Source organism: Streptomyces sp. NPDC005485, from assembly GCF_040606085.1.
In the GTDB taxonomy this organism is placed as follows: domain Bacteria; phylum Actinomycetota; class Actinomycetes; order Streptomycetales; family Streptomycetaceae; genus Streptomyces.
This window is the reverse complement of the sequence record NZ_JBEXDZ010000031.1, coordinates 1-23,775: the sequence shown is the minus strand read 5'-3', so window position 1 is coordinate 23,775 and position 23,775 is coordinate 1. Positions and strand designations below refer to the sequence as shown.

24 protein-coding genes and 1 pseudogene are annotated in these 23,775 nt (G+C 68.7%); 7 read left to right on the top strand and 18 right to left on the bottom strand.

Annotated features, from left to right (window positions below):
• Positions 1–18: 18 nt before the first annotated feature.
• From ABZS97_RS13440 to ABZS97_RS13405, 8 genes are all read right to left on the bottom strand, one after another.
• A complete protein-coding gene (locus ABZS97_RS13440) occupies positions 19–129 on the bottom strand; it encodes a putative leader peptide (RefSeq protein WP_356137020.1) in 111 nt (36 codons plus the stop codon).
• A 240-nt stretch (positions 130–369) separates the two neighbouring features.
• Entirely contained in the window at positions 370–1,182 is an 813-nt protein-coding gene (locus tag ABZS97_RS13435; protein ID WP_356137018.1) for an ABC transporter permease, read from the bottom strand.
• Positions 1,179–1,967 carry an ABC transporter ATP-binding protein gene (locus ABZS97_RS13430; protein WP_356137016.1) on the bottom strand — a complete coding sequence of 263 codons (789 nt, stop codon included), beginning with the start codon at positions 1,965–1,967 and terminating at the stop codon, positions 1,179–1,181. The genes ABZS97_RS13435 and ABZS97_RS13430 overlap by 4 nt, the downstream gene beginning before the upstream one ends.
• Before the next feature lie 46 nt (positions 1,968–2,013).
• Positions 2,014–3,339, bottom strand: coding sequence for an LLM class flavin-dependent oxidoreductase (locus ABZS97_RS13425; protein ID WP_356137014.1), 1,326 nt, complete (start codon positions 3,337–3,339; stop codon positions 2,014–2,016).
• Positions 3,336–4,391: an ABC transporter substrate-binding protein gene (locus ABZS97_RS13420; protein WP_356137012.1), complete on the bottom strand. Its 1,056-nt coding sequence runs from the start codon at positions 4,389–4,391 to the stop codon at positions 3,336–3,338. Before ABZS97_RS13420 ends, ABZS97_RS13425 begins: the two co-directional genes overlap by 4 nt.
• 42 nt (positions 4,392–4,433) lie before the next feature.
• Complete coding sequence (locus ABZS97_RS13415) at positions 4,434–5,165, bottom strand: ABC transporter ATP-binding protein (protein ID WP_356137010.1); 732 nt, start codon at positions 5,163–5,165, stop codon at positions 4,434–4,436.
• On the bottom strand, positions 5,162–6,055 hold the full coding sequence (locus ABZS97_RS13410) for an ABC transporter permease (RefSeq protein ID WP_356137008.1): 894 nt from the start codon (positions 6,053–6,055) through the stop codon (positions 5,162–5,164). The genes ABZS97_RS13415 and ABZS97_RS13410 overlap by 4 nt, the downstream gene beginning before the upstream one ends.
• On the bottom strand, positions 6,052–6,948 hold the full coding sequence (locus tag ABZS97_RS13405; RefSeq protein WP_356137006.1) for a TauD/TfdA family dioxygenase: 897 nt from the start codon (positions 6,946–6,948) through the stop codon (positions 6,052–6,054). The genes ABZS97_RS13410 and ABZS97_RS13405 overlap by 4 nt, the downstream gene beginning before the upstream one ends.
• 643 nt (positions 6,949–7,591) lie before the next feature.
• Here ABZS97_RS13405 and ABZS97_RS13400 point away from each other — a divergent pair.
• A pseudogene (locus ABZS97_RS13400) lies at positions 7,592–8,234 on the top strand (LLM class flavin-dependent oxidoreductase); the annotation flags it as partial.
• Positions 8,235–8,475: 241 nt separating this feature from the next.
• Positions 8,476–9,180: a hypothetical protein gene (locus ABZS97_RS13395; RefSeq protein WP_356137004.1), complete on the top strand. Its 705-nt coding sequence runs from the start codon at positions 8,476–8,478 to the stop codon at positions 9,178–9,180.
• Between the two features lie 154 nt (positions 9,181–9,334).
• On the opposite strand, the gene ABZS97_RS13390 is transcribed toward ABZS97_RS13395, so the two are convergent.
• Genes ABZS97_RS13390 through ABZS97_RS13380 form a run of 3 tightly spaced genes read right to left on the bottom strand, consistent with a single transcriptional unit; the run spans position 9,335 to position 11,914 of the window.
• On the bottom strand, positions 9,335–10,501 hold the full coding sequence (locus ABZS97_RS13390) for a thiolase family protein (protein ID WP_356137002.1): 1,167 nt from the start codon (positions 10,499–10,501) through the stop codon (positions 9,335–9,337).
• 1 nt (position 10,502) lies between these two features.
• The gene (locus ABZS97_RS13385) at positions 10,503–11,174 is read right to left on the bottom strand and encodes a 3-oxoacid CoA-transferase subunit B (protein WP_356137000.1); all 672 of its coding nucleotides are present in this window, start codon (positions 11,172–11,174) and stop codon (positions 10,503–10,505) included.
• Positions 11,171–11,914 carry a 3-oxoacid CoA-transferase subunit A gene (locus ABZS97_RS13380; RefSeq protein ID WP_356136998.1) on the bottom strand — a complete coding sequence of 248 codons (744 nt, stop codon included), beginning with the start codon at positions 11,912–11,914 and terminating at the stop codon, positions 11,171–11,173. Before ABZS97_RS13380 ends, ABZS97_RS13385 begins: the two co-directional genes overlap by 4 nt.
• Positions 11,915–12,264: 350 nt before the next feature.
• Here ABZS97_RS13380 and ABZS97_RS13375 point away from each other — a divergent pair, with 350 nt between their 5' ends.
• The gene (locus ABZS97_RS13375) at positions 12,265–12,858 is read left to right on the top strand and encodes a CGNR zinc finger domain-containing protein (RefSeq protein ID WP_356136996.1); all 594 of its coding nucleotides are present in this window, start codon (positions 12,265–12,267) and stop codon (positions 12,856–12,858) included.
• 34 nt (positions 12,859–12,892) lie between these two features.
• On the opposite strand, the gene ABZS97_RS13370 is transcribed toward ABZS97_RS13375, so the two are convergent.
• The gene (locus tag ABZS97_RS13370) at positions 12,893–13,741 is read right to left on the bottom strand and encodes an MBL fold metallo-hydrolase (RefSeq protein ID WP_356136994.1); all 849 of its coding nucleotides are present in this window, start codon (positions 13,739–13,741) and stop codon (positions 12,893–12,895) included.
• 219 nt (positions 13,742–13,960) lie between these two features.
• On the opposite strand from ABZS97_RS13370, the gene ABZS97_RS13365 reads away from it, so the two are divergent.
• Complete coding sequence (locus tag ABZS97_RS13365; RefSeq protein WP_356136992.1) at positions 13,961–15,136, top strand: alpha/beta hydrolase; 1,176 nt, start codon at positions 13,961–13,963, stop codon at positions 15,134–15,136.
• A gap of 2 nt (positions 15,137–15,138) precedes the next feature.
• The gene (locus tag ABZS97_RS13360) at positions 15,139–16,056 is read left to right on the top strand and encodes an alpha/beta hydrolase (protein WP_356136990.1); all 918 of its coding nucleotides are present in this window, start codon (positions 15,139–15,141) and stop codon (positions 16,054–16,056) included.
• A gap of 171 nt (positions 16,057–16,227) precedes the next feature.
• On the opposite strand, the gene ABZS97_RS13355 is transcribed toward ABZS97_RS13360, so the two are convergent.
• Together ABZS97_RS13355 and ABZS97_RS13350 are read right to left on the bottom strand one after the other, a co-directional pair.
• Entirely contained in the window at positions 16,228–17,499 is a 1,272-nt protein-coding gene (locus ABZS97_RS13355; protein WP_356136988.1) for an aldehyde dehydrogenase family protein, read from the bottom strand.
• A gap of 144 nt (positions 17,500–17,643) precedes the next feature.
• Entirely contained in the window at positions 17,644–17,799 is a 156-nt protein-coding gene (locus tag ABZS97_RS13350; protein WP_356136986.1) for a hypothetical protein, read from the bottom strand.
• 37 nt (positions 17,800–17,836) lie between these two features.
• Between ABZS97_RS13350 and ABZS97_RS13345 the strand changes: the two genes are divergently transcribed.
• On the top strand, positions 17,837–18,007 hold the full coding sequence (locus ABZS97_RS13345) for a hypothetical protein (RefSeq protein WP_356136984.1): 171 nt from the start codon (positions 17,837–17,839) through the stop codon (positions 18,005–18,007).
• Between the two features lie 201 nt (positions 18,008–18,208).
• On the opposite strand, the gene ABZS97_RS13340 is transcribed toward ABZS97_RS13345, so the two are convergent.
• Both ABZS97_RS13340 and ABZS97_RS13335 read right to left on the bottom strand, forming a co-directional pair.
• Complete coding sequence (locus tag ABZS97_RS13340; protein ID WP_356136982.1) at positions 18,209–19,018, bottom strand: SDR family oxidoreductase; 810 nt, start codon at positions 19,016–19,018, stop codon at positions 18,209–18,211.
• A gap of 171 nt (positions 19,019–19,189) precedes the next feature.
• Positions 19,190–20,611: an aldehyde dehydrogenase family protein gene (locus ABZS97_RS13335; protein ID WP_356136980.1), complete on the bottom strand. Its 1,422-nt coding sequence runs from the start codon at positions 20,609–20,611 to the stop codon at positions 19,190–19,192.
• 159 nt (positions 20,612–20,770) lie between these two features.
• Between ABZS97_RS13335 and ABZS97_RS13330 the strand changes: the two genes are divergently transcribed.
• A complete protein-coding gene (locus tag ABZS97_RS13330; RefSeq protein ID WP_356136978.1) occupies positions 20,771–21,397 on the top strand; it encodes a TetR/AcrR family transcriptional regulator in 627 nt (208 codons plus the stop codon).
• A gap of 148 nt (positions 21,398–21,545) precedes the next feature.
• Here the strand turns inward: ABZS97_RS13330 and ABZS97_RS13325 are convergent, their stop codons facing one another.
• Entirely contained in the window at positions 21,546–22,490 is a 945-nt protein-coding gene (locus ABZS97_RS13325) for an alpha/beta hydrolase (protein ID WP_356136976.1), read from the bottom strand.
• A 425-nt stretch (positions 22,491–22,915) separates the two neighbouring features.
• Positions 22,916–23,524: a CGNR zinc finger domain-containing protein gene (locus tag ABZS97_RS13320; RefSeq protein WP_356136974.1), complete on the bottom strand. Its 609-nt coding sequence runs from the start codon at positions 23,522–23,524 to the stop codon at positions 22,916–22,918.
• Positions 23,525–23,775: the final 251 nt, after the last annotated feature.

Genomic DNA, 23,775 nt, shown 5'->3' with positions numbered 1-23,775 from the left:
GCACAGGATGGGCGCGGCTCAGCCCTGGGGGCTGATCGCGCTGCAGACACGCAGCAGATCGATGTGACGGCGGGAGGTCAGAAGAGGCGAACGGCTCACTCGGACGGTGACCGGCTCAACGCGCCTCATATTTTCCCTACCTATTCACTAGGATTCCCTCAGTGAGTGTCGATCCGACCGACAGCGGCGTCAAGAGGGCCGTCCCGCATCGCGGACACCTCGATGGACGACGGCCACGCTCGACACACTCAAAACGCGTCTTCGCAATCAACCGTCGGGACGCGGCGACGGTCTCGTGTGAGGGAACTCGCACCGCATGTCCTCGGCCGGTCTAGACGCCCAAGGCGTTGTGTTCCTTCCCGTCCGGGGTCAGGGCTTGAGGCGGCCGGTGGCGAACATCGCCGCCGACCAGGCGGTCAGCGTCGCCGCCAGACCCCAGACCACGGCAAGGGCCCAGCCGGCGCTGACGTCGCCTTGGCCGAGGAACCCGATCCGTTCGACCTGGACCAGCCAGAAGACCGGGTCGAGGTGGCTCACGTAGTTCCAGAACGGCGGCAGTTGGTGGACCGAGTAGAAGACGCCGCCGAGGAAGCCCAGCGGCAGCAGGATGATCGACTCCATGGCGTAGACATGGTCGAGGGACCTGGCGTGGCCGCCCGCGATCACGCCGACCTGCGCGGCGACCAGGAGCACCCCGAGCGTGCCGAACAGCAGGACGACGGGGCGGGCCGGGGTGCCGCCGTGGGTGAGCGGCAGGGCCGCCGCCAGGACGCCCGCGCCCACGACGACGCCTCGGGCGACGCCGGCGCCCACCAGTGCCGCGTTGATCTCCCACCACCTGAGGGGGCTCGCGAACACGTCGTTGATGTACTGGTCCCGGCGGGCCTCGAACAGGCTGGTCGTCCCGTTGAAGAAGCCGACGTTGACGATCGCCTGGGCGAAGAGGCCGGGCACGATGAAGCTGCCGTAGCCGACGCCGTCGATCGTGTCGACATGCGAGCCGAGAGCCGATCCGAAGACCACGACGAACAGCACGGTCGACAGCACCGGGCCGACGATGCTGTAGCGCCAGATCCTCAGGAAGCGCAGGACCTCGCGCTCCAGGAACCACAGGAACGGTGAGCGCTCCGCCCGGAAGGGCTCGTCGTACGCCGGGAGGGCCCGCGTTTCGGTGCTGCTCACGAGGCCATCTCCTTGGCCGTGATCGCCCGTTCGTAGACCTCCGAGATGTCCCGGGCCGCGTACCGCTCCCGCAGCGAGGCCGCGGAGCCGCGGTCGACGATCCGGCCCGCACGCAGCAGCGCGATCTCGTCGCACAAGGTCTCCGCCTCCTCCAGGTAGTGCGTCGTCAGCAGGATGGTGGTGCCGGCCGCGTTGAGGCCCTTGACGACGCGCCAGATCTCCGAGCGCAGCTCGACGTCGACGCCTGCCGTCGGCTCGTCGAGGATGAGCAGGCGGGGGCGGTGCATGAGGGCCCGCGCGAGGACGAGGCGGCGTTGCATGCCGCCGGAGAGTTCGTAGGCGCGTACGTCGGCCTTGTCGTCGAGGCGGAACAGGGCGAGCAGTTCGTCCGCGCGCCGGGCGGCCGCCTTCCGGCCGATGCCGTGGTATCCGGCGTGGTAGACCAGGATCTGCCGGATGGACAGGAACCGGTCGACGTTGATCTCCTGCGCAGCCAGACCCAGCAGTCTGCGGGCCTGACGGCTGCGGTGGTCGTGGCCGAAGACGGAGAGGGTGCCGGCGGTGGGGCGCACGATGTTGCACACCGAGCCGATCAGCGTGGTCTTCCCGGCGCCGTTCGGGCCGAGCAGCCCGAAGAACGCGCCATCCGGTATCTCCAGGTCGAGCCCGTTCACCGCGGTGAAGCCGTCCTTGTACGTCTTGCGCAGACCCTCGACCCGCAGCGCGGGCGGACTCCCGCCGCTTCGGGAAGTGGAAGCGGCGGGAGTCGCGAGCAGGTCAGCCATGGGAAGCGGGCCGGCCGTGGGAAGCGGATCAGGCCCGGAAAGCGGATCAGCCATGGAACTGGTTCGCAGGCACCGGGAGCCCGTAGTGCTCGCGCAGGGTCGTGCCTTCGTACTCCTCGCGGAACAACCCCTTGCCGCGCAGGATCGGCAGGACGTGCTCGACGAAGGCCGCCAGGCCCGACGGCAGCGCGGGGGCCATGATGTTGAAGCCGTCCGCGGCTCCGCCCTCGAACCAGGCGATGATCGTGTCCGCCACCTGCTCGGGTGTGCCGATGAACTCGAAGTGACCGCGGCCGCCCCCGAGCCGGGAGATGACCTGCCGGACCGTCAGCCGCTCGCGCACCGCGAGATCGATGATCAGGTCGGAACGGCTCTGCGAGCCCTCCAGCTTCGGCCTCGCCAGGATGAACTCCGGTAGCGGCTGGTCGAGTTCGAAGACCGACGGCTCCGTCTCGAACACCGCGGCCAGCTGGCGCAGCCCGTACTCCGGGACGCGCAGCTCGTCGAACTGCCGAGCAAGCGCCCGGGCCTCCTCCTCGGTCGACCCGATGTACGGGACGATGCCCGGCAGGACGATGACGCCGTCCGGGTCGCGCCCCACGGCCCTGGTCCGTGCCTTGATGTCGGCGTAGAAACCGGCCGCGCGCTCGTACGTCGTGTGGGCGGTGAAGATCGCCTCGGCGTGGCGGGCCGCGAAGTCCTTGCCGTCCTCCGAGGAGCCGGCCTGGACGAGCAGCGGGTAACCCTGCGGCGGGCGCTCGACGTTGAGGGGTCCGGCCACCTTGAAGTACCCGCCCTCATGGCCGAGCCGGTGCAGCCGCGCGGGGTCGGCGTAGCGTCCCGCGGCCTTGTCCGCGACGACGGCATCGGACTCCCAGCTGTCCCACAGCGCCTTGGCGACCTTCAGGAACTCGTCGGCCCGGGCGTAGCGTTCGGCGTGGTCGGGGCGGTTGTCGAGGCCGAAGTTGGCGGCCTCGTCGGCCCCGGCAGAGGTGACGATGTTCCAGCCGGCGCGACCGCCGCTGACGTGGTCGACGGACGCGAGCCGCCGGGCCAGGTTGTACGGCTCGTTGTACGTCGACGAGACAGTCGCGATGAGGCCGATCCTGCTGGTCGCCTGAGACAGCGCGGTCAGCAGGGTCAGCGGCTCCAACTGGCCCGGAGGCCGGAACTCGCCGGTACCGATGAGCGCCGGGCCGTCCGCGAGGAACAGCGAGTCGAACTTGGCGCTCTCCGCCAGCTGGGCCAGTTCGATCCAGTGCCGCAGGTCGAAGTCCGCCCGGGGATTGCTGTGCGGCAGCCGCCACGCCGCCTCGTGGTGACCCGCTTCCATGAGGAAGGCGTTGAGGTGCAGCCGCCGTCTCTCGCTCATGACGTGACCTTCAGCTTCGAGCTGTCGTAACCGGCCGGGAGAAGGTTGTCGGTGATCGACTTGACGTCGACCTTCTTGGCGATCTGGCCGGCCTCCAGGAAGACGTCGGCGAGCTTCTGCTCCAGCTCGATGTCCGCCTGCTCCACCGGAGTCACCCGGTTCGAGTAGGCGGCCAGGGACGCCTTGGCGTCAGCCAGCGGGATGCCCTGCTCCTTCGAGAGGGCCTGCGCGTATTCGTCCGGGTTCTTGACGGCCCAGGCGAACTCTCGCGACAGCCTCTTCAGGACGTCCGTGAGAGCCGCACGCTTGGTCTTGTCACTCAGCGACTTGTCGGTTGCCACGTAGTAGCTGCTGGTCTGGTCGATCGGCGGGAGGCCTTTCACCAGGATGCGCGCGCCGTTCTTGACCGCGATCGCCGACTGCGGGTTCCAGATCGACCAGGCGTCCACCTTGCCGGTGTTGAACGCCGTCGCGCTGGCCGCCGGGTCGAGGAAGACCAGCTTCGCGTCCTTGGGGCCCAGGCCGACGCTTTTCAGCGCGTTCAGGGCCAGACCGTGCGCCGAGCTGCCCTGCGGAACCGCGATCTTCTTGCCCTTGAGGTCGGCGGCCGTCTTCAGCTTCGAGTCCTTGGGCACGATGATGTTCTCCACGGCCTGGTCGGGCGTGAGCGAGCGGTTGACGGCGACGACCTTGAAGCCGTACTCCTTCGCGGCGCCGGTGATCGGCGGTACGTCGCCGACGCTGCCGAGGTCGATGTCGCCCGACGCGGCGGCCTGCACGAGCGGCGGACCGTAGGTGAAGCGGGCGAACTTCACCTTGTAGGGCGCGTTGTCGAACACGCCGGTCCGCTCCGCCAGGGCCTCGCTGCCATCACCACTGTTGTCGCCGATGGTGAAGGTGTACTTGCTCCACTCGGGGTGCTTGGCGTTGCTCGCGTCCGCGGCGTTGCTCAGCGGCGCGGTGGTGTCCGACGAGGATCCGCAGGCGACGAGGGTGCTCGCGAGGGCGAGCGAACCGACGGCGCCGATGAGTCTGGTCGTTCTTTTTCGCATGGTGACAGTGCTTTCTGTGCAGGGTGAGGGAGTTCGGGGAGGTCAGTGGTGGCCGGCGAGGCCGAGGTCCGCCAGCAGTCGGGCACGGAGTTCCTCGCGTGCGACGCTCGCCTCACGGTCCGCGGCGGAGAGGTCCACCTCGTGCGAGCTGCCGATACGGCCACTGCTCATGACGACGATGCGGTCCGCCAGCGCGATCGCCTCGTCGACGTCATGGGTGACGAGCAGCATGGCCGCCTGATGCTTGGTCCGCAGCGCCCGTACGAGGTCGTGCATGCGCAGCCGTGTGATCGCGTCAAGGGCGGCGAACGGCTCGTCGAGAAGGACGAGTTCGGGCTCCGATACCAGCGCGCGGGCAAGTGACACCCGCTGGGCCTCGCCGCCGGAGAGCTCCTTGGGCCACGCCTTCTCACGGCCCGAGAGCCCGACCTCGGCGAGCACGTCGCGGGCCCGCTGCTCCGCGTCGGATCCGTGAAGGCCGAGCGTGACGTTGCGCAGGACGCGTTGCCATGGCAGCAGCCGGTCGGCCTGGAAGACGATCGCACGCCGTGCCGGGACCTCCACGCGCCCGCCGTCGGGCCGGTCCAGGCCGGCGAGCAGACGCAGCAGGGTGCTCTTGCCGCAGCCCGAGGGGCCGAGCAGGATCACCAACTCCTCGTCGGCGATGGTGAGGTCGAGGTGGTCGAGCACCACCCGGTCACCGAACTGACGGACCACCTGCTCGACGACGACGCCGGTCTGCCGACGGGGCTCGGTCGCGATCGTGCTGCTCATGACGCCTCATAACTGGGTCGCCACCGCAGCAGCACCCGCTCGAGAGCCCGGACGAACTGGTCGGCGATCAGACCGAGGAGCGAGTAGATCACCAGCCCCACGAAGACCTGGTTGGTCTGGAGATACGTCTGCCCCTGAGTGATGAGGAAGCCAAGTCCCTGGTCCGCGTTGACCGTTTCGGCGGCGACCAGGCCCAGGACGCTGTAGGCGAGGGAGAACCGCAGGCCGACCAGGAATCCCGGCAGGGCTCCGGGCACCAGCACGCGCGTCACCAGGCGCCACGTTCCCGCGCCCGTCGTGCGCGCCATCTCGATCAGCCGCTGGTCGACGCCCCGGATCGCGGCGAACAGGTTGAGATACATCGGGACACCGGCACCGAAGGAGATCAGCAGTACCTTCGTGAGCTCGTCGATGCCGAACCACACGATCATCAGCGGCAGCACCGCGAGGAGGGGGATCGTGTTGAGCACCTGCACGAGGCCGTTGAACAGGTACTCTCCGCTGCGCAGGAGCCCGCCGAGTACCCCCGTCACGATGCCCACGGTCAGACCGATCGCGAGACCGATGCCGGCCCGCTGCAGCGAGATGGCCAAGTCCGGTCCGAGGACGCCCTGTTGCCACAGATCGGCGGCAGATTTCACGATCGACGTCGGCGCGGGGGCGTAGGTCTTCGACACCGCTCCGGCCCGGGCGAGGATTTCCCAGGCAAGGAGGAGCGCGACCGGGGTCGTGTAGATGCCCAGCGGCCAGCGCAGCCGCTCGCGGAGTGTGTCGAGCAGCGTCCGGCCTCGGGCGTCGCGCGGCAGGAACACCTCGCGTTCCCGCGCGCTTGTCGTCTCGGCGTCCGGGGACTTCGTGAGGGCCGGCGCCTTGAGGCTGAGCTCGGTCATGCCGCCACCGCCAGCACGCTGCTGTAGTGCGAGGCGTCGCCGACGAGCTGTTCGCTGCGGCGGCCGTCGACGCCGGTCGGTACCTCTCCTGCGATCGTCACCCGGTTGAGGCGGCGCGGGTGGTCGTCGTAGTTGTCCACCGCGTAGTGCTGGGTGATCCGGTTGTCGAAGATGAGCAGCTGGTTCGGGGACCATGTCCAGCTGAGGATGTTCTCCGGGCGGGTCACGTACGACTGGAGGATGCGCAGCAGATCGGCCGAGTCGCTGCTCGACAGGCCGACGATCCGCTTGGCGAACCCGCCGATGAACAGCCCGCGTTCGCCGGTGAGCGGATGGACTCGCACGACCGGGTGCTCGGCCTCGTAGGGCGTCGAGACGAAGGCCCGGTCGTACTCCTGTCGCTGCGCCGTCGTGGCTGCGGAGCGCGCGTAGTCGTACTGGTTGGTGTGCACGACCCGCAGCGTGTTCGCGAGGGAGCGCAGCGCTTCGGGCAGGTCGCGGTAGGCCGCGGCGGCGTTGGCGATGAGCGTCTGACCGCCATAGGGCGTGGTCACGATGGACCGGAGCGTGGTGAGTTGCGGCGGGTTGACCACGAAGGTGACGTCCGTGTGCCACTCGTTGGCCTTGGACGTCGCGCTGTCGACGGCGAGGACATTCGTCGTGCCGTCGGCTGCCGGCACGTTCGGGTGGGCGGTGGTGAGGTCGCCGAACCACCCGGCCACACGCTCCTGACCGGCGTTGTCGAGGTTGACGTCGGCGAAGACGATCGCCTTGTGCTCGTTGAGGGCGTCACGCAGCGCCGTGACCGTCGAGTAGTCGGGCGGCGCCGCGAAGTCGACGCCCTCGACGACCGCGCCGATGCGGCCGGTGAGTTTTCGGATGGACAGAGTCATGAGGGGATCCCTCCCGGGCAGATGGGCACGCCAAGGGGTGCTGGGGAACGGGGAGTCGAGTGCAAGGGGTTGGTACTGCGCAGGAGTGGTCGACCACGCGGAACACCGGGCTGGGCCGGCCGGAGAGAAGACCCGTGGTCGCAGAAGACGCGTGGTCGCAGGACCGCTACAGCCGCGTTCTCAGCGACCGCTTCGGTGTGCGCGAACAGGCTCCCGGCTCATACGAGAAGGAGATGAGAGGCGAGGCGAGCCCTCAGGAGAGGGATACGACGATCCCTTGCCGCGTCAGCGACAACAAAACGCGCTGGAGACGTGCGCCAGATCGATGTGGCGCCGCCGAGTGAGGTCCACGCGCGGGTTCATAAGACGGGAGTTCAGCAGAGATCCGCCACGTCGGTCAATAACTTTCCGGACAGGTCTTGCATTGCGGACACGGAGAACCCCTCCGCCTGTTCGTGGAGATCGCAGAGGCCGCCGCACTTGCCCCTCACGTGCGCGTCAAGGACCGGCGTCCGCGCGCCCGCACCGGCCGGTCGCCCGCGCTCGGCCCACTGCCCTCGATCAGGAGCCTTCCACGGCCGCTTTCCTGCCCGCCGCCACCCGTGAGGTCCGCCTCGTTACCGTCCCTGATGGGCTGCCCCTGATCGGAGCGCAGCCCGGGGCGGCCGTCGACGCCGAGATCGACGGCGACGGAGCCCACCCCGCGGCCTGGCGCCGCGCCGCCCACTCCCCCGATCAGCTGCTCACCCCGCGCCGTGTGGCCCGGGTCGCCGCCATCGCCGAGAACGCCGGGTTCACCCTGATCGCCCTGGATGACGGCGTGCTGCCCGGGGCCGCACCGGATCCGGTGGGCCGTATCGGCGCGGTGGAGCGGGCGGCCTTCCTCGCGGCATCCACGAGCTCCATCGGGATCGCACCTGTAGTCCCGGTGACGTATGCCGAACCCTTCCGTGTCTCCAGCCAGTTGGCGTCCCTGGACCACATCTCCGCCGGTCGCGCCGGGTGGGTGGTCACGGAGGAGGAGCGTCCCGAGGCAGCCCGCGCCTGGGGCCGCATCTTGGTCGCCGATGCCGACGCACAGGCGCGGGAGTCCGGGGACGGGGTGGAGGTGGCCCGCGCCCTGTGGGACTCGTGGGAGGACGACGCGGTCATCCGGTCCCTGGCCACCAGCCGCTATCTCGACCGGGAAACGGCTCCACTACATCGACTTCTCCAGTGACACGTATGCCGTCAAGGGACCGGCGATCGTGCCGCGCCCGCCGCAGGGGCAGCTCGTCGTCCTGGGCCCGCCTTCGCCGACGCCAAGAAGGGCTGCCTGATGCGCCGCGGGTTCACGATCTCGCGGATCCCGTGCGCGGCCTGACGACAGCCGAGTTCGTCGTGGAGGAACCTACCGTCCCACTACCGCTGTCCGGCTGGTCGAACGCCAGTTGACAGGCCGTTAGTTGGTGCTAGCTTTCGCTTCGTCAAGTGCTGATTTGTCATGTACTGGTTCATCGAGGAAGGCGTTCGATGGAGAGTCACAGGATGACGCGCCGGTCGGTGTTGACCGTGACGGCGGGGATGGCAGCGTTGGGTTCCGGGGTGTTCACGGGAACGGCCGAGGCGGCGACAGGGGCGACGGCACAAGCGGCCGCCGCCGCCCCGCCGACCGGGACCGTGCGAGTGTTCTGGCTCAAGCCCTCGGATGTCGCATTCGACCAGCGGTACCCCGATGGCATCACCGGCGTGATGAAGGAGGCGCAGCGCTTCTACCGGCAGGAACTCGGCGTGACGTTCAGGCTGAACACGCCGGCCGTGGAGGTGGTCAATGGTGACCACCAGCGGGCCTGGTACGAGAACACACCGAACGGCGACGACCGGTACTGGTGGGTGGTCTTCAACATGCAGCAGGAGCTGCTGGCCAAGTTCGGTCTCGGCGCCCCGGACCCGCGCTGGCTGTGCGTCGGCGAGATCAGCGCCGAGGGCGAGGGCTCCGGTGGCGGCGGTGGCGGCGGCTGGGTGGTACTCAGCGGCCACGACGCCGACGGCGCCGCCGGGATCGGCGGCGCCATGAACCGGTGGTACGGCGGCATGGTGCACGAGCTCGGCCATGCTTTGGGCCTGCCCGACTCCACGCACACTGACGGCACGCCGATGTCCGCGTCGTTCTACGACTATCCGAACTGCCACTTCAGCCAGGACCAGAAGAACAGGATCCGGAGCGGCCCGTACGGCAGCTTCCTGTCCTGAGTTGCCGCTGCGCGCGTGCGACCTGCGCGATCAGTTCCTCCGCGATCGGTTTCTTCGCGATCGGTTTCTTCGCGAGGGTGACCAGGTGGTCATAACACTGCCTGCCGTCAGATTCGCGGAGTCGGCGAGTGCCCAGTACGTCCGCGTCGCCTCTTCACCTCTCGAGCACGACAGCGAGGCCCTGGCCGACGCCGATGCAGATTGCCACGACTGCGATGCCGCCACCCCGGCGGGCGAGTTCGTGGGCCGCGTGGCCGATGATGCGTCCCCCGGATGCTCCGAGCGGGTGGCCCATCGCGATCGCGCCTCCGTGCGTGTTCACCTTCTGCGGGTCGAGGTCGCTCCACAGGCGCAGACAGGCGAGCGACTGCGCTGCGAAGGCTTCGTTCAGCTCGACCAGGTCGACGTCGGCCCATGTGCGCCCGGCGCGGGCGAGTGCGCGGTTGGCCGCCTCGACGGGAGCGACGCCGAAGATGTCGGGGTCGTTGCCGAAGGCCGCGCGGCCGGCGATGCGGGCGAGGGGTTCGCTGTCGAGCACACCCTCGCGTGCGACGAGCACGGCGGAGGCGCCGTCGTTGATGGGCGAGGAGTTCCCGGCGGTCACCGTGCCGCCCGCGGCGAACACCGGGCGCAAGCCGGCGAGTACCTCGACGGTGGATTCGTCACGGATGCTCTCGTCGCGGGCGAGGTGGTGGCCGTCGACTTGGACGATCTCGCGGTCGAAGATGCCGTCCGCCCATGCTCGGGCGGCCAGGCGATGGCTGCGCGCCGCGAACGCGTCCTGCTCCTCACGTGAGATCCGGTGGATTCCGGCAAGCTTTTCGGCGGTCTCGCCGTTGGAGATCGTCCATTCCGTCGGCAGGCGAGGGTTGACCATGCGCCATCCGATCGATGTGTTCCACATCGTGTGGTTGCCCGCGGGGAAGGGCTTGGTGTTCTTCTCGACGACGTACGGTGCGCGGCTCATCGATTCCACGCCGCCCGCGAGCACGATGTCGGCGTCGCCGGCCTCGACGGCTCGCGAGGCCTGGATGACGGCCTCGACCGAGGACCCGCACAGGCGGTTGACCGTGACTCCCGGGACCGAGGTGGGGAAGCCGGCGAGCAGCGCGCCGAAACGTGCCACGTCGCGGTTGTCCTCGCCCGCCTGGTTCGCATCGCCGAAAATCACGTCGTCGATGCGCGCGGGATCAAGGCCTGTGCGCTCGACGGCTGCGCGCATGACGATCGCGGCGAGGTCGTCGGGGCGCACGTCGGCGAGGGCCTTGCCGTACCGTCCGAAGGGGGTACGCACGGCGTCGTACACGAAGCTCGCGGGCATGTCAGTTGCCTTCCAGGGATGCCGCGGCGTCGGTGACGTCGGCGAGGTTGAGGCCGGTCAGGGCGGCTAGGGAGTCCACCGTGTTGTCGCCGAACGTCTCGCGCACGCGCAGTCCGTCGGGTGTGACATCGAATATCGCGTGATCGGTGTAGATGCGGGTCACGCAGCGCACTCCGGTCAGCGGGTAGGTGCAGGCGGCGACGAGTTTCGGTGTGTCCTGCTTGGTGAGCAGGTCGGTCATCACATAGACCGCCTTCGCGCCGATCGCGAGATCCATCGCTCCGCCGACGGCGGGGATCGCGCCGGGCTCGCCGGTGGACCAGTTCGCGAGATCACCGGTTTCCGACACCTGGAAGGCGCCGAGCACACACACGTCCAGGTGTCCGCCGCGCATCATCGCGAAGGAGTCGGCGTGGTGGAAGTACGCCGAGCCCGGCAGCGCAGTTACTGGCTGCTTGCCGGCGTTGATCAGGTCGGGGTCGACGGTGCCGGGCTCGGGTGCGGGGCCCATGCCGAGCATCCCGTTCTCGGTGTGCAGAACGACCTCCGTGTCGTCCGGCAGGTAGTTGGCCACCAGGGTGGGGGCGCCGATACCGAGGTTCACGACCGATCCCTCGGGGATGTCGGCCGCGATGCGACGGGCGAGGTCGGGGCGGCTGATACGCGTGCTCATCGGCTCTCCTCCTGCGCCAGCGGGCTTCCCTCGATGTCGACGCCGCCGACGAACACGCCGTCGTCGAGCCAGCGGCGTTCTCCCACGGCGACGACGTGGTCGATGAAGATGCCGGGCGTCACCACGGTCTCGGGATCGATGTCACCGAGCGGCACGATCTGGTCGACCTGGGCGATGGTGGTGGCCGCCGCGGCCGCCATGATCGGGCCGAAGTTGCGGGCGGTCGCGCGGTAGACGAGGTTGCCCCAGCGGTCGGCGCGCAGGGCGCTGATCAGGGCGACGTCAGCTCGGATCGGGTATTCGAGCACATAGTCGCGGCCGTTGATCGTGCGCAGCTCCTTGCCCTCGGCGAGCTGCGTGCCGACGCCCGTGGGTGAGAAGAACGCGCCGATACCCGCGCCCGCGGCGCGGATGCGTTCGGCGAGATTTCCCTGTGGCACGAGCTCCAGCTCGATTTCCTTCGCGCGGTAGAGACCGTCGAACACCCACGAGTCACTTTGCCTCGGGAACGAACAGATGATCTTCCGTACCCTTCGCGCCGCGAGAAGCGCGGCAAGGCCCGTGTCTCCGTTGCCTGCGTTGTTGTTGACGACGGTCAGGTCACCTGCGCCATGGGAAATGAGCGCGTCGATCAGCTCCACCGGCTGACCCGCGCGGCCAAATCCACCAATCATGACGGTGGCGCCGTCGCGGATCCCTGAGACGGCGGCTGCGGTGTCCGTGACGGTCTTGTCGATCATTGTTCCTCCACGCGTTCGGGCATCGCGCGACCTCTCAAGCGATTTCACATGGCCGGCCCGCGTGGTGACAGTGCACGTCGACCGACACCATCTGACGCAGGCATATCCTTTATGCTTATGTCATATCACAGCGTGGGCGTCCTGGGCAGGCTCGACGAGCGTGAAGTGCAGCGCCCCCTCGGCCAGCCGCCGGACAGGTCGTGAGCGAACGCCGGGCTGGTGGCCGAGCACGGCCGGGGCAGGGGCGCCCATCACCCGCGCGTCGAACGCACAGCATCGCCGTTCGGGTCCTTTTCGGCGGCGATCCCGTCCTCCTCGCCAATGAGGACTGGAGCTAATAAGCTATGCCTATGTCTCAACTTGCGAGCGAACGCTACACCGACCGCATCGCCACCGGACCGCTCGTCCTCGTCCAGGAGGTCTTGAACACTCGCGCCGCCGGCAAGCCCGCGCTCGAGGACCTGCTCTCGACGCCGGATTCCGCGACGTCGTGGCTCTCCGGCGCGCTGGGCGAATGGAGTCGACGTACCGGGGCGCAGGCGCCGGCGATCGAGGTCGATGAACCGGGGCTGGTGCGGCTTCAGCAGCTACGCGCGTCGCTGCAGATGACCGTGTCGGGTGCAGTGCGTGACACTCCGGTCCGATCCGCGCCGAAGGGGGTGAGCGGCGCGCTCGAGGTGCGGATCGACGCCGATGGCGTCTTCTCGCTGGCGCCGCGCGGCAGGGACGTCCCGTGGGTGGTCGCGGCCGTGCTCAACGAGATCACGAACGCCCAACTGACAGATACCTGGCGTCGTTTGAAGATGTGCCGTAACCGGGTCTGCTCGGTTGCCTTCTATGACGGCACGAACCCCAACAACGGCGCCTGGCATGACGTGCGCATCTGCGGTAACGCCGTGAACCTTCGGGCCTCGCGGCAGCGTCGGGCCGCCGCGCGCTCGTAGCGCGCCGCAGGCGCCCGACCGGCGCGCCGACTACTCAGCCCTTCGCCGCCCGACAGGAGCCCCACAGCGCACCGGGATTGATGCGCGACGGGTAACGCTCCAGCATGTACTCGTAGAGTTCGAGGGTGCTGCCGGTGCGACGCACCCCGCTGTTGAAATCGAGAATGTAGCGGCGAGTCTCCTCGATGTGACGCGGATCGTCGTCGGCGGCCGGATCCTTGTGGCCCGCGACGATCGCGGTCGGCGCCAGCGCCTCGACCGTGTCGAGAGCCCTCAGCCACTCGGCACGCCCGTCTGCGTCCGATGCCGCGAGCATGAGGTGCACGTTGTTGTAGATCACGTCGCCTGCCACGACCAGCCCCAGATCGGGAACGTGCAGGCAGGTGGTGTTGTCGCTGTCGGTGTGTCCCAGGCGGACCGGGCGGACCTCCGCCCCGCCCACCCTCAGGACCTCACCCTCGAGCGGTTCGGCGAGCACCAGTCGCTCAGGGATCTGCTCGGGGAACCAGGCGCGCCAGACCGCCTTGAGGACCTCGGGCGAGGACTGGTAGGCCATGTCCTCGACGACCTCGGGCAGCGCGAAGGCGCGCGCACCGGGGTACTGCTGCAGAACGGCTCCGAGACCGAACCAGTGGTCCCCGTGGCCGTGCGTGACGTACACGCTCGTCACCGGGGCGTCATGCTCACTGAGCCACCGCAGCAGGTCCTTTGACTGCGCGATCGTGAAGAGCGGATCCACCAGCAGCGCCTCTCCCCCGTTCGAGATGAGGATGCTCGAAGTCGGTGACCAGGAACGCTCGCCCAGATCAGGCGGCACGTCGGAGTTGGTGGTCGGCATGCCGTCCGCGATGTGTACGGCGTAGGTCAAAGCGTTCGACGTCATTTGGTGGACTCCTCGGATTCTCGGGTGGTCGCTTCCGCTCCGGCCGGAACGCGGAGGAAGCCGGCAGACCGGCCCTCATTCCGTCGATCACAGAGCGATGACATTGACGCAAGCATAGACCCTATGCTTACGTCATAGTGCTCGCGTCGACCAAGAATCTCGAGAGCCACTGGCTCCGATTCGTCGCCGCAGTAGAGCGATCGTCAAAGGAGACACGAGATGAACAGCCCAGCGACGAAGGCGCCGACCGCGGTGCTCGTCCACGGATACCTGGACGACGGCGCCATCTGGAACAGCGTCCGCACCGTCCTCGCCGAGCGGTCGATCCCCTCGATCGCGTTCGAGCTCGCCGGCATGGGTGCGCGCGCCTCGGACCACGGGCCGTTCACGCTCACCCGCTGGGCCGACGACCTCGAGAACGTCGTGCGCGCGACGGAGGGCCCCGTCGTGCTCGTCGGCCACAGCATGGGAAGCCAGATCGCCGAACTCGTCGCCGCTCGCCTGGCCGGGCAGGTGCGCTCGCTCGTCCTGGTCAACCCGATCCCGCTCGCGGGCACTCACCTTCCGCCGGAACAGATCGCCCCCTTCCAGGCACCCGATCTCGGACTCGACGCACAGCGTGCCTTCCGCGACGCGCTCGCCACCGCGTTCCCGGCCGAGGAAAATGACCGGCTCGCCCAAGTGACGCTGCACATCGACCCGTCGACGATCTCCGACACGGCGACGGCATGGAACAACGGCCACCCTGACGGACAGCAGCCCAGCAAGTTCCACGGGAGCGTCACTGTCCTGCGCGGCGAGAACGACCCCTTCGTCACGGAAGAGATCGTCTCCTCGTATGTCGCGCCCCGCTTCCCGGACGCCGCCTCGCAGACGGTCTCCGACGCGGGTCACTGGGCGCACGCCGAGAACCCGGCGGCGGTCGCCGCCGTCATCGGCACGGTCGTCGAGGCGACCGCGTCGGGCTCCGCCGACGGCCGCCCGGCCAAGGCCTGGACGGCCGCGTTCGAGCAGCGCACCCAGGACTCCTTCGCGGCGGCGCTCTCGCCGAACGTGCGGATGGAGGCCAGCGCGCTCGCCAAGCCACTGGAGCGCAAGGAGCAGGTCGAGGCCCTTATGGCCGGGGTGAGCTCCGTGTACGAACGGCTCGAGTTCGTCCGGAAGGTGCAGGACGGTCCGCGGACGTATCTGGAGTGGGAGGCCGCCGCGTTCGGCGGCTTCGAGATGAAGGGGATCACGATCCTCACGCGTGATGACGAAGGGCTCATCACGGAGATCGCCATCCACCACCGCCCCCTCGGTGCCGTGGTGCAGATCAACGCGAAGGTCGGGGCGGCCCTGACCGCGGCTGGCCTCATCCCCGCCGAGTACTTCAACTTCACGGAAGGCGAATGACCATGACAGAACGCATCGACGTGGAGTTCACGGCGGACGGGGGCGTGACTCTGCGCGGCTGGCTGTACCTGCCGGACGTCGAGGGTGCGCGCCCCGCGCTCACGATGGCCCACGGATTCGGCGCCAACCGGGAGATGGGCCTCGACCGGTACGCGCGCAAGTTCGCCGACGCCGGGTTCGTGGTGCTGGTCCACGATCACCGTACGTTCGGCGCGAGCGACGGCGAGCCCCGCAACGACGTCGACCCGTGGCGTCAGATCGAGGACTGGCGTCGCGCGATCAGCTTCCTGGAGGCTCGGCCGGAGGTCGACGCGGACCGCATCGGAGTGTGGGGTTCGAGCTTCTCGGGCGGTCATGCGATCGTGCTCGGGGCGACCGAGGTGCGGATCAAGTGTGTGGTGTCGCAGGTGCCCACCATCAGCGGATTCGAGCAGTGGCAGCGCAAGGTCTCGCCGGATCGCATCGCCGCCTTCGAGCTCGCCCAGGCCGAGAACGAACGCGCCCTGGCCGCCGGCGGTGAACTGCGGTACCAGACCTCCATCGGCGACGATCCGGCCGACCCGGCCCTGTACAACAGCCCGGACGCAGTGCGCTTCTACCACGACCTGGTTCCGCCGGGCCGCGAGAACAACACGGTGACCCTGCGCTCCAGCCGGGCCGCGCGGCTGTACGAGCCGGGCGGGTGGATCGCCCGGGTCTCGCCCAAGCCGCTCATGATGATCGTCGAGACCGGAGAGACGGTGGTCCCGGCAGACATCCAGCTGGCCGCCTTCGAGCGTGCGCTGGCCCCGAAGGAGCTGGTGCTGCTGCCCGGCGGGCACTTCGACGCCTACAAGGTGCACTTCGAGGAATCCAGCGGCGCCGCGCTGTCGTGGTTCCGCACCCACCTCGACCCGGACGCGGCCTCGACCGACTCGTGAAACTGAGGCGGTTCGGGCTGCTGCTGGAACCGCCTCCCCAGGCGGGTGGCCGATGCGACACGTCGACGTAACCATGCTGCCGCCCCTGTCAGTTCGGCCGGCGCCGGAGATCCGGGCCGGCCGACATGAAACAGAACGAGACCAGCGACCGCGCCTCTACCGGGCGTCGGCTCAACTGTGCGCGGATGCCGCGGGTCGGACGACGTACTGGCGCAGATACAGGTCGCGGTAGGTGACGGGGCCGCGAGGGCCGGGGACCCGGTCGATGTTGATGCCGGTTTCCGGCAGGCGCAGGAGCTTGAAGCCGTCGAGGAGGCGTGTGGTGGAGTTCCAGAAGACGCCTGAGCCACCGTAGGCGTCCATGAACTGGGCCGCGGTGTCCGGGTCGTGTGTGGCGATGGCAGCGGCCAGTCCGGAGGTCTCCTCGTTGGCGATCCGTGCCGCTTGGACCGGGCCGTCCGCCTCGTCGATCGTCACCGTCGCTGCGTTCTCGGAGTCCAGGGACCACTCGTAACCGCGCGCGTGGGTGTGCGGCGGCAGCGATGCCGCAATGCCCAGGCCTTCGAGGGTCTTCACAATGCCCGGAAGCAGCTTGTCGTGGACGGCCCGGTCGATGAGGAGAAGATTGAGCCGGTTGCAGACGCCCAGCCGGTCCAGGCTGCTGGTGACCAGCTCGTGCACCAGCTTCTCGTCGGCGTCCCGGGCCACATACAGCACTCCGCCGCCGTCCGCGTGGGCCAGCGTGCGCACACCGTGGCGGGCGGCCTCGCGACCGAGTTCCCGGGTGCTTTCGCCGCTGCCGCGCAGGATGACCAGGGGGATGGTCTCGGGCAGCGACACCAGCGCGTACGCCGCCGACCGGTCCTCGCTCGGCACCAGCTGGATGGCGTCCGGGTCCAGTCCCGCGTCGGTGAGAGCGGGCGTGACCACGTGAGTGATCAGGGCCTGGGAGGAGCGCAGGGCCGCCGAACCGGTGCGCAGCACGCCGCCGTTGCGGGACTTGAGGAACTGCGAGGCGACGTCGAGTGTCACATTCGGACGCGCCTCGAAGTTCGCGCCGATGACCCCCACGGGGCGGCGGCGCTCCAGCAGGACCAGGCCGTCGGGACGCTCCTCGAGGACGGTGTCCCGCGGCTCGTGCGGCACGTCCGCCAGCGTACGCAACGCCTCGGCCATCTCCTCCAGTCGAGGGCCGGTCAGCCGCAGGCGATCCTGCAGTGCCGCCGACATCCCGCTTGCGGCGGCCGATCGCAGGTCTTCCTGATTCGCCGCTGTCAGCACGTCGCGTGCCGTCTGCAGCCGCTCCGCCATGGCCCGCAGCGCGGTGTCGATCTCCACGTCCGACGCCCTGGCCAAGGCCGCCGAGCCCTGCGTCGCCCGTACGGCGCAGGCGTGAACCGCCTCCTGGACAGAGCGGGGCACGCTCATCTCGTTCCTGCTCACATCGGTCCCTTCATGGTCCAGGCGCACTACTCGGCACATGGCCGACAGGAGGATCGTTCAACAATCTTCGAGCGCTGCCACTGTAAACCGCCCGGTTTTCGCTGGGCAAGGGAAGGAGTGCCGTTCCTCTCCCGTGCTACGTGCTCAAAAGGTGACCACCGGCTTGAGCGCGACCCCGTTCTCGCTGTCCTCGAAGGCCTGGTTGATGTCCTCGAACGCGTAGCGCTTGATGAGCTTGTCGAACGGGAACCTGCCGGCCTCGTAGAGGGCGATCAGCTGCGGAATCAGTACCTGTGGCACTGCATCGCCCTCGAGGACGAAGGTCACACTGGCGCCGGTGAGCAATTTCGAGCGGGGCGGTCTCGGACACCTTCATGACGCTCCGCTCGGCGACGTTCGTCACGCCGGCGAAGGAGGACTGTCCGAAGAAGTGGGAGGAGACGGCGGAGCCGTCCTCGGCGCGGAAGACCGTGCTGCCGTCCTGGCGCGCGAGATCGTCTGTGAATGATTCCCCTGCGAGTTCGGCTCGGTGACGGGCGCGGCGAGCCATGTGACGGGGGTTGGGCACCGTGTTCACGCAGGCTGGCGCTGGTGCGAAGCCCGCTCACCAGCGCGGTGCGCCGGGAAGGGCGATTGATGATGTCCAGCGCCGCCCGGAGGTCGTCGATGGAGGCATCGTCAGTGCGACGTAACGGTGGTCTGGAGAGCGTCAGTGGCCAGACCGACTCGAGCCCATCTGCCACTGCGTCATCGCGCCGAAGGCCAGAGCGGTGACTCGGCGTGTGGTGAAACGGGAGACGAGGGTGCCCACCCAGTTGAATGTGCCGGACACGACGCTGGGCGGCGGGTTGCGCCGGTCCAGCGCGCGCAGTGCGGTGGTGACCACCTGGCGCGGGGTCTGCTTCGGGACACCGCGGGCCATGTCGTCGGAGCCGAGCGCGTCGAAGAACTCGGTGCGGGTCGGACCCGGGGAGATGGCGAGCACGCGCAGGCCGGTCCCTCGCGATTCCTGCCACAGCGCCTCGGTGAAACTCAGCACGAAGGCCTTGGTCGCCCCGTAGACGGCGGCGTTCGGCCACGGCTGGTACCCGAGTGTGCTGGCGACGTTGACCAGGACACCGGTCAGCTGGTCGATGAACGCCCTGGTGACGTCGACCAGGCTGCTCACGTTCAGGCCGATCTCCTGCTGCATGCGTTCCGGATCATCCTGGCAGAACGGGGCATGAGTACCGAAGCCGGCGTTGTTCACGAGGCTGGTGACGGTGATCCCGCGCCGGGCCACCTCCTTGGCCAGCGCTTCACCGGCGGCCGGCACGGTGAGGTCGAAGGGCACCACCGTGACGGTGATCCTGTGCTTCGCGGACAGCTCGTCGGCCAAGGCCTCCAGCCGGTCCGCGCGGCGGGCGACCAGCACGAGGTTCGAGCCGCGCTCGGCGAAGCCGCGGGCGAACTCCGCGCCGAGTCCTGCACTCGCCCCGGTGATCAATGTGGTCTGGGTACGGTAGTCGATCTTGCCCATGACTGTCGGGGACGTGGCGCGCCCTTGCGGGTACCTCTTCCCCTTCTCCTTTCGATCTTGCGACGGTCGGGAACCGTCATCTGGTGTCGAGGCGGGCCCGGAGGCCCGGCTCGGCGATGGTCGTGATGCTGAAGGTCGTCATCCCTGACTGCGGGGCGGTGATCACCCGGCTCACGTGATGCGTCGCAGGATGCGGTCCTTGCCGCGGGTGTAGGGCGGGTACGTCACGCGCAGCGTGTCCGCTCGGAGCGGCTTGTCGAGCACGGACTTGATGTGACTGAACGTGTCCATGGAGTACGAGCCGTGGTAGCGGCCCATGCCGCTCTCACCGACCCCGCCGAAGGGCAGTCCCGGCACGGCGAGCTGCATGGTCGTGACACCGAAGCCCAGGCCGCCGGAGGAGGTCTCCGTGGTGAGGCGCCGCTTGGAGCGCCTGGACGCGGTGAAGGCGTAGAGAGCCAGCGGCTTGTCCCGTCCGGTGATGAAGGCGATCGCGGCGTCAAGGTCGGGGACCCGGACTATGGGCAGGATGGGGCCGAAGATCTCGTCGCGCATCACCGGGGAGTCGGGGTCGACGTCGGCCAGCACGGTGGGGGCGATGTAGCGTGCGTCGCGGTCGTGGTCGCCGCCCACGACGGTTCGGCCGTCCTTCAGGAGGCCGGCCAGCCGGTCGAAGTGGCGCTCGTTGATGATGCGGCCGTAGTCGTCGCTGTGGGCCGGATCGGTGCCGTACATCTCGCGGATCGCATTGCGCAGGTGCGGCTCTATCTCGGCGCCCGCCTCGCCTATCGCGAGCACGTAGTCGGGTGCGACGCAGGTCTGGCCCGCGTTCGAGAACTTGCCCCAGGCGATGCGGCGGGCGGCCGTCGCGAGGTCGGCGCCGGGTTCGACGATGGCGGGGCTCTTACCACCCAGCTCCAGGGTGACCGGGGTCAGATGGCGGGCCGCGGCGGTCATGACGATGCGTCCGACCGCGCCGTTGCCGGTGTAGAAGATGTGGTCGAAGCGCTGCTCCAAAAGGGCGGTCGTCTCCGGCACGCCTCCCTCGACGACGGCCACGGCCTGCGGGTCCAGGACCCGGGGCAACCAGTGGGCGAGCACGGCCGAGGTCGCGGGGGCCACCTCGCTGGGCTTGAGGACGACGGCGTTACCGGCGGCCAGTGCCCCGATGACCGGCGCGAGCGCCAGATTGACCGGGAAGTTCCAGGGGGCGATGACCAGCACGACGCCCAGCGGCTCACGCACGGTCCAGGCCCGGGACGGCACGAGCGACAGGGGTACGGAGACCCTCTTCGGGCGCAGCCACCGGTCGAGATGACTCAGGGTGTGGTCGATCTCCTTGACCAGGAAGCCGATCTCCATCATGTACGACTCGGTCGCGCTCTTGCCGAGGTCGGTGTGCAGCGCCTGAGCGAAGTCGTCCTCATGCTCCGTCAGTAGACGCTTCAACGCCTGCAGTTGCTGCTTGCGCCAGGCCACGGGCTGGGTGCGGCCGGTGTCGAACGTGGCACGCAGTCGCGCGACGGTCTCCGCCGCGGGGGCCGTCGTAACGGCGATGTCCGGCTGACCGCCGGTGGGTGCGTTGGTGTTCATACCCGGAAGCATATACGAAACGAAAGCCTTTCGTTTCGTATGCCGGTATACTTGCCGTGTGACCTACCCCACCCTTACTCAACGTTCCGTACGGCAGCCCGACCATCCAGTCCGCTCCGCCGCCCACCCATCCCGCCGGATCTCTTCGGGAGCCGCCTGATGACCGGGGCGCAGGCACGTCGGGGGCGCCCCCGCGATGCCTCCCGCGACCGTGCGCTGCTCGATGCGACTCTGGCCGTTTTGACCGAGAGCGGTTACGGCGGGCTCACCACCGCCGCCGTCGCGTCCCGCGCCGGAGTGTCCACCGCCACTCTCTACCGCCGCTGGCCGTCCAAAGAGGTCATGGTCGTCGACGCCGCCGCCGCGTACGCCAAGGAACTGACGGCGCAGCCGGACACCGGCACACTCGAAGGTGACCTGCGTGCCCTGCTCCGCGACAAAGCAGCTTCCCTGACCGGCAACGAGGGAGGGGTGCTGCGCACTCTGATCGGCGAGGCCGCGTACAGCCCCTCCCTGGCCGAGGCCCTCACGAACGCCTTCATGGTCCCCGTGCGCCGACGTATGGAGGAGATAACGCAACGTGCGGTCGACCGGGGCGAGATCCCGCCGGTGGAGCACGCCGACCTGCTCGGCGACCTGGTGATCGGTCCCATGATGAGCAGGTTCTTCCTCACCCCCCTGCCGCCGAACCAGGTCGACGCTGCGACCGCGGCGGAGACGGCCGACCACATGCTGCCCTTCCTTCTGCGCGCCTTCGGACACGAGAGGCGCGGTTCGGACAAGTGACGCGCACGCCCGCCGGGTCAGCGGCCTACGAAGGTGGCTGGCGCCGGCGGGCGCGGGCCATTCCGTGGGCGACATCGCCCACGGAATGCCCATGCAGGTCGCCGGCGGCAGCCTCTGCCCCCTGTCCGTTCCGGAGCAGAGTGATGGGTCAGTTGTTCAGAAAGCTCAGGATGTGATCGGCGACCGGCTTGGGCTGCTCAAGGTGGAGGAAGTGTCCGGCACGGGGTACGACGACGCGTTCGAAGCCGTTCTTGAACGCGGCTTCCATGCCGTCGCTGAGCTCCACGGACATGCAGTTGTCGTCGGCCCCGTGGAGGTAGAGCGACGGGACGGTGATGGCGCCGCTTGCCCGGGCTTCCAGGGCTCGCGTCGCCTCACCGGCGGGGGGTGAGAACAGCTGGCGGTAGTAGCCCAGGGTCTCGGTCAGGACTCCTGGAGCACGGAAGGTTTCCTTGAGCGCGGCCCGCTCCGCGTCCGGCAGCTCGTAGCCGGGCGACCACTCCTGCCAGAGCCGGTCGATGAAGGCGAAGTCGTTGAGCTCGACGGCCGGCTCCGCCAGGGCCGTCTGGAAGAAGTACATGTACCAGCTGCGTCGCTGCTGGTCGCCGTTGGTGAGCCAGGCGGTGCGCAGTTGCGGCCCGTAGGGAACCGCCATGCCGACAAGTCTGCGGACGCGTGTGGCGTCGAGGCTCGCCGCCGCGTACGCCGCCCGGGCGCCGAGGTCGTGCCCGACGAGATCCGCCCGATCACGCCCGAGCGCTTCGATCAGATTCAGGACGTCCTGCCCGGTCGCCGACGCGCGATAGGAGCCGTCGGGCGCCGCGCCGGCGGGCCAGTATCCGCGCTGCGCGGGAGCGACCGCCCAGTAGCCGCCCTTTGCGAGGCTCTCGAGAATCCCCTCCCAGGAGCCGGCATGGTCGGGAAAGCCGTGGAGGCACAGGACGAGCGGCCCGTTCCCGGCCTCCAGGATCGGAACGTCCAGTCCGCCTGCCTGAATCGTCCGACGCCGGATACCGTCACCTGCCGAGGACCCGTCTGCCGTCGAGTCCCTGCCGGACGGATGCGTCGGCGGTCGCTGCGTCTCGGGTGCCATGCGTTCAACCTCCAGGCCGCCTTCGCGGCGTCGCGGGCCGGCAGGACCGGCCGAGTAGTGAGCCCTGATGTCTTCGAGTGCGGCCACGGCGACGTCACACGGGTTGGCCCTGGGGGGCGCTGCAGGGCGCGCCATCGGCCGTGGGCACGACAGAGCGCAGTGCCGCCACGCGTCGTACCGCGCCACATCTTCGCCGGAAACTCCCTCGTGGCGCAATAATCGTATGGCCTTCACTTATTTCACCTCAAGTGAATGTGATGCCCGCTACCCCCTCACCCTCTGACCCCCGGGCTCACCTCTGACCCAATTAGGAAAGGAGCAAACTTATTATGCTAATTTCAGAGATGACGGCCCGTGTCACACAAACAGGCAGCACGGCCGCCGACGTCCCCCAGATGGACCGGACGAAGGCGTTCGACGCGCAGTCACCCGGAGGTACGGACACGCTGACGTGCCCGGTGGGCACGCAGGTTCTCGGGGTTGCCGCAGGTCTTGGTGGAGTGCCATACGCCGCTGTTGTTGCGGGAGCGGTCGAAGAATGCCGTTGTGCAGCGCGTATTGCGGCAGATCTTGAGTCGGCGCCAGGTGTCCGCCTGCTGAGCCTGGAACACCTCCAGGAGCACCAGGGCGGCCACATACCGCCAGCCCTGGCCGCGAGGCTCCAGGACGGCCCGGCCGTTGCGGTCCATCCGCACGGCCGCCGCCGCGACATGAACAGCGGGCGCAACGGTCTGGTCGTCGGCGTCCATGCCGTCGTCGTTGCGTGAGGCGAGAAGCCGCCGCAACTCGGCACGCAGGCCGCGCAGTTCCTCGAGATCGCTCTCGGTGAGCTGCACCTGTGCGGCAGCCTGCTCCCTCTCCTGCGCCCAGCAGTCCAGCGCCTGATCGACCCAGGCCTGTGCGTCGGCGAGGCCGTCCAGGAGATCGGCCGCCCGGGGCCGGCCGGCGGGAATGGTGTTGAGCAGGTCGTGCACGAGCGCCAGCCCGGGCGGCGCCGGATCGACCTCGTACCGCGTGGACGCGGACCACACCATGACCCTGCCTCTCTTTCGCTGATCGTTCGGCTCTACCGACATGACCGTGACCGTTTGGCCACTGACTCAGGGTACGACACCCCTGCCCTCTTGAAGTGAAAGGAGCTAACGTCGTAAGGTCCTTTCATCTTGATTGGTGACGCAGCCATACGAAGGGTGTCGCTCATGAGCTCGTCCGGCCCCCGGAGCCCCCAGGAGACTCCCCCTGCCACCGAGGGATGGGCGGCAGCAATCGCCGACCAGGCGCTGCC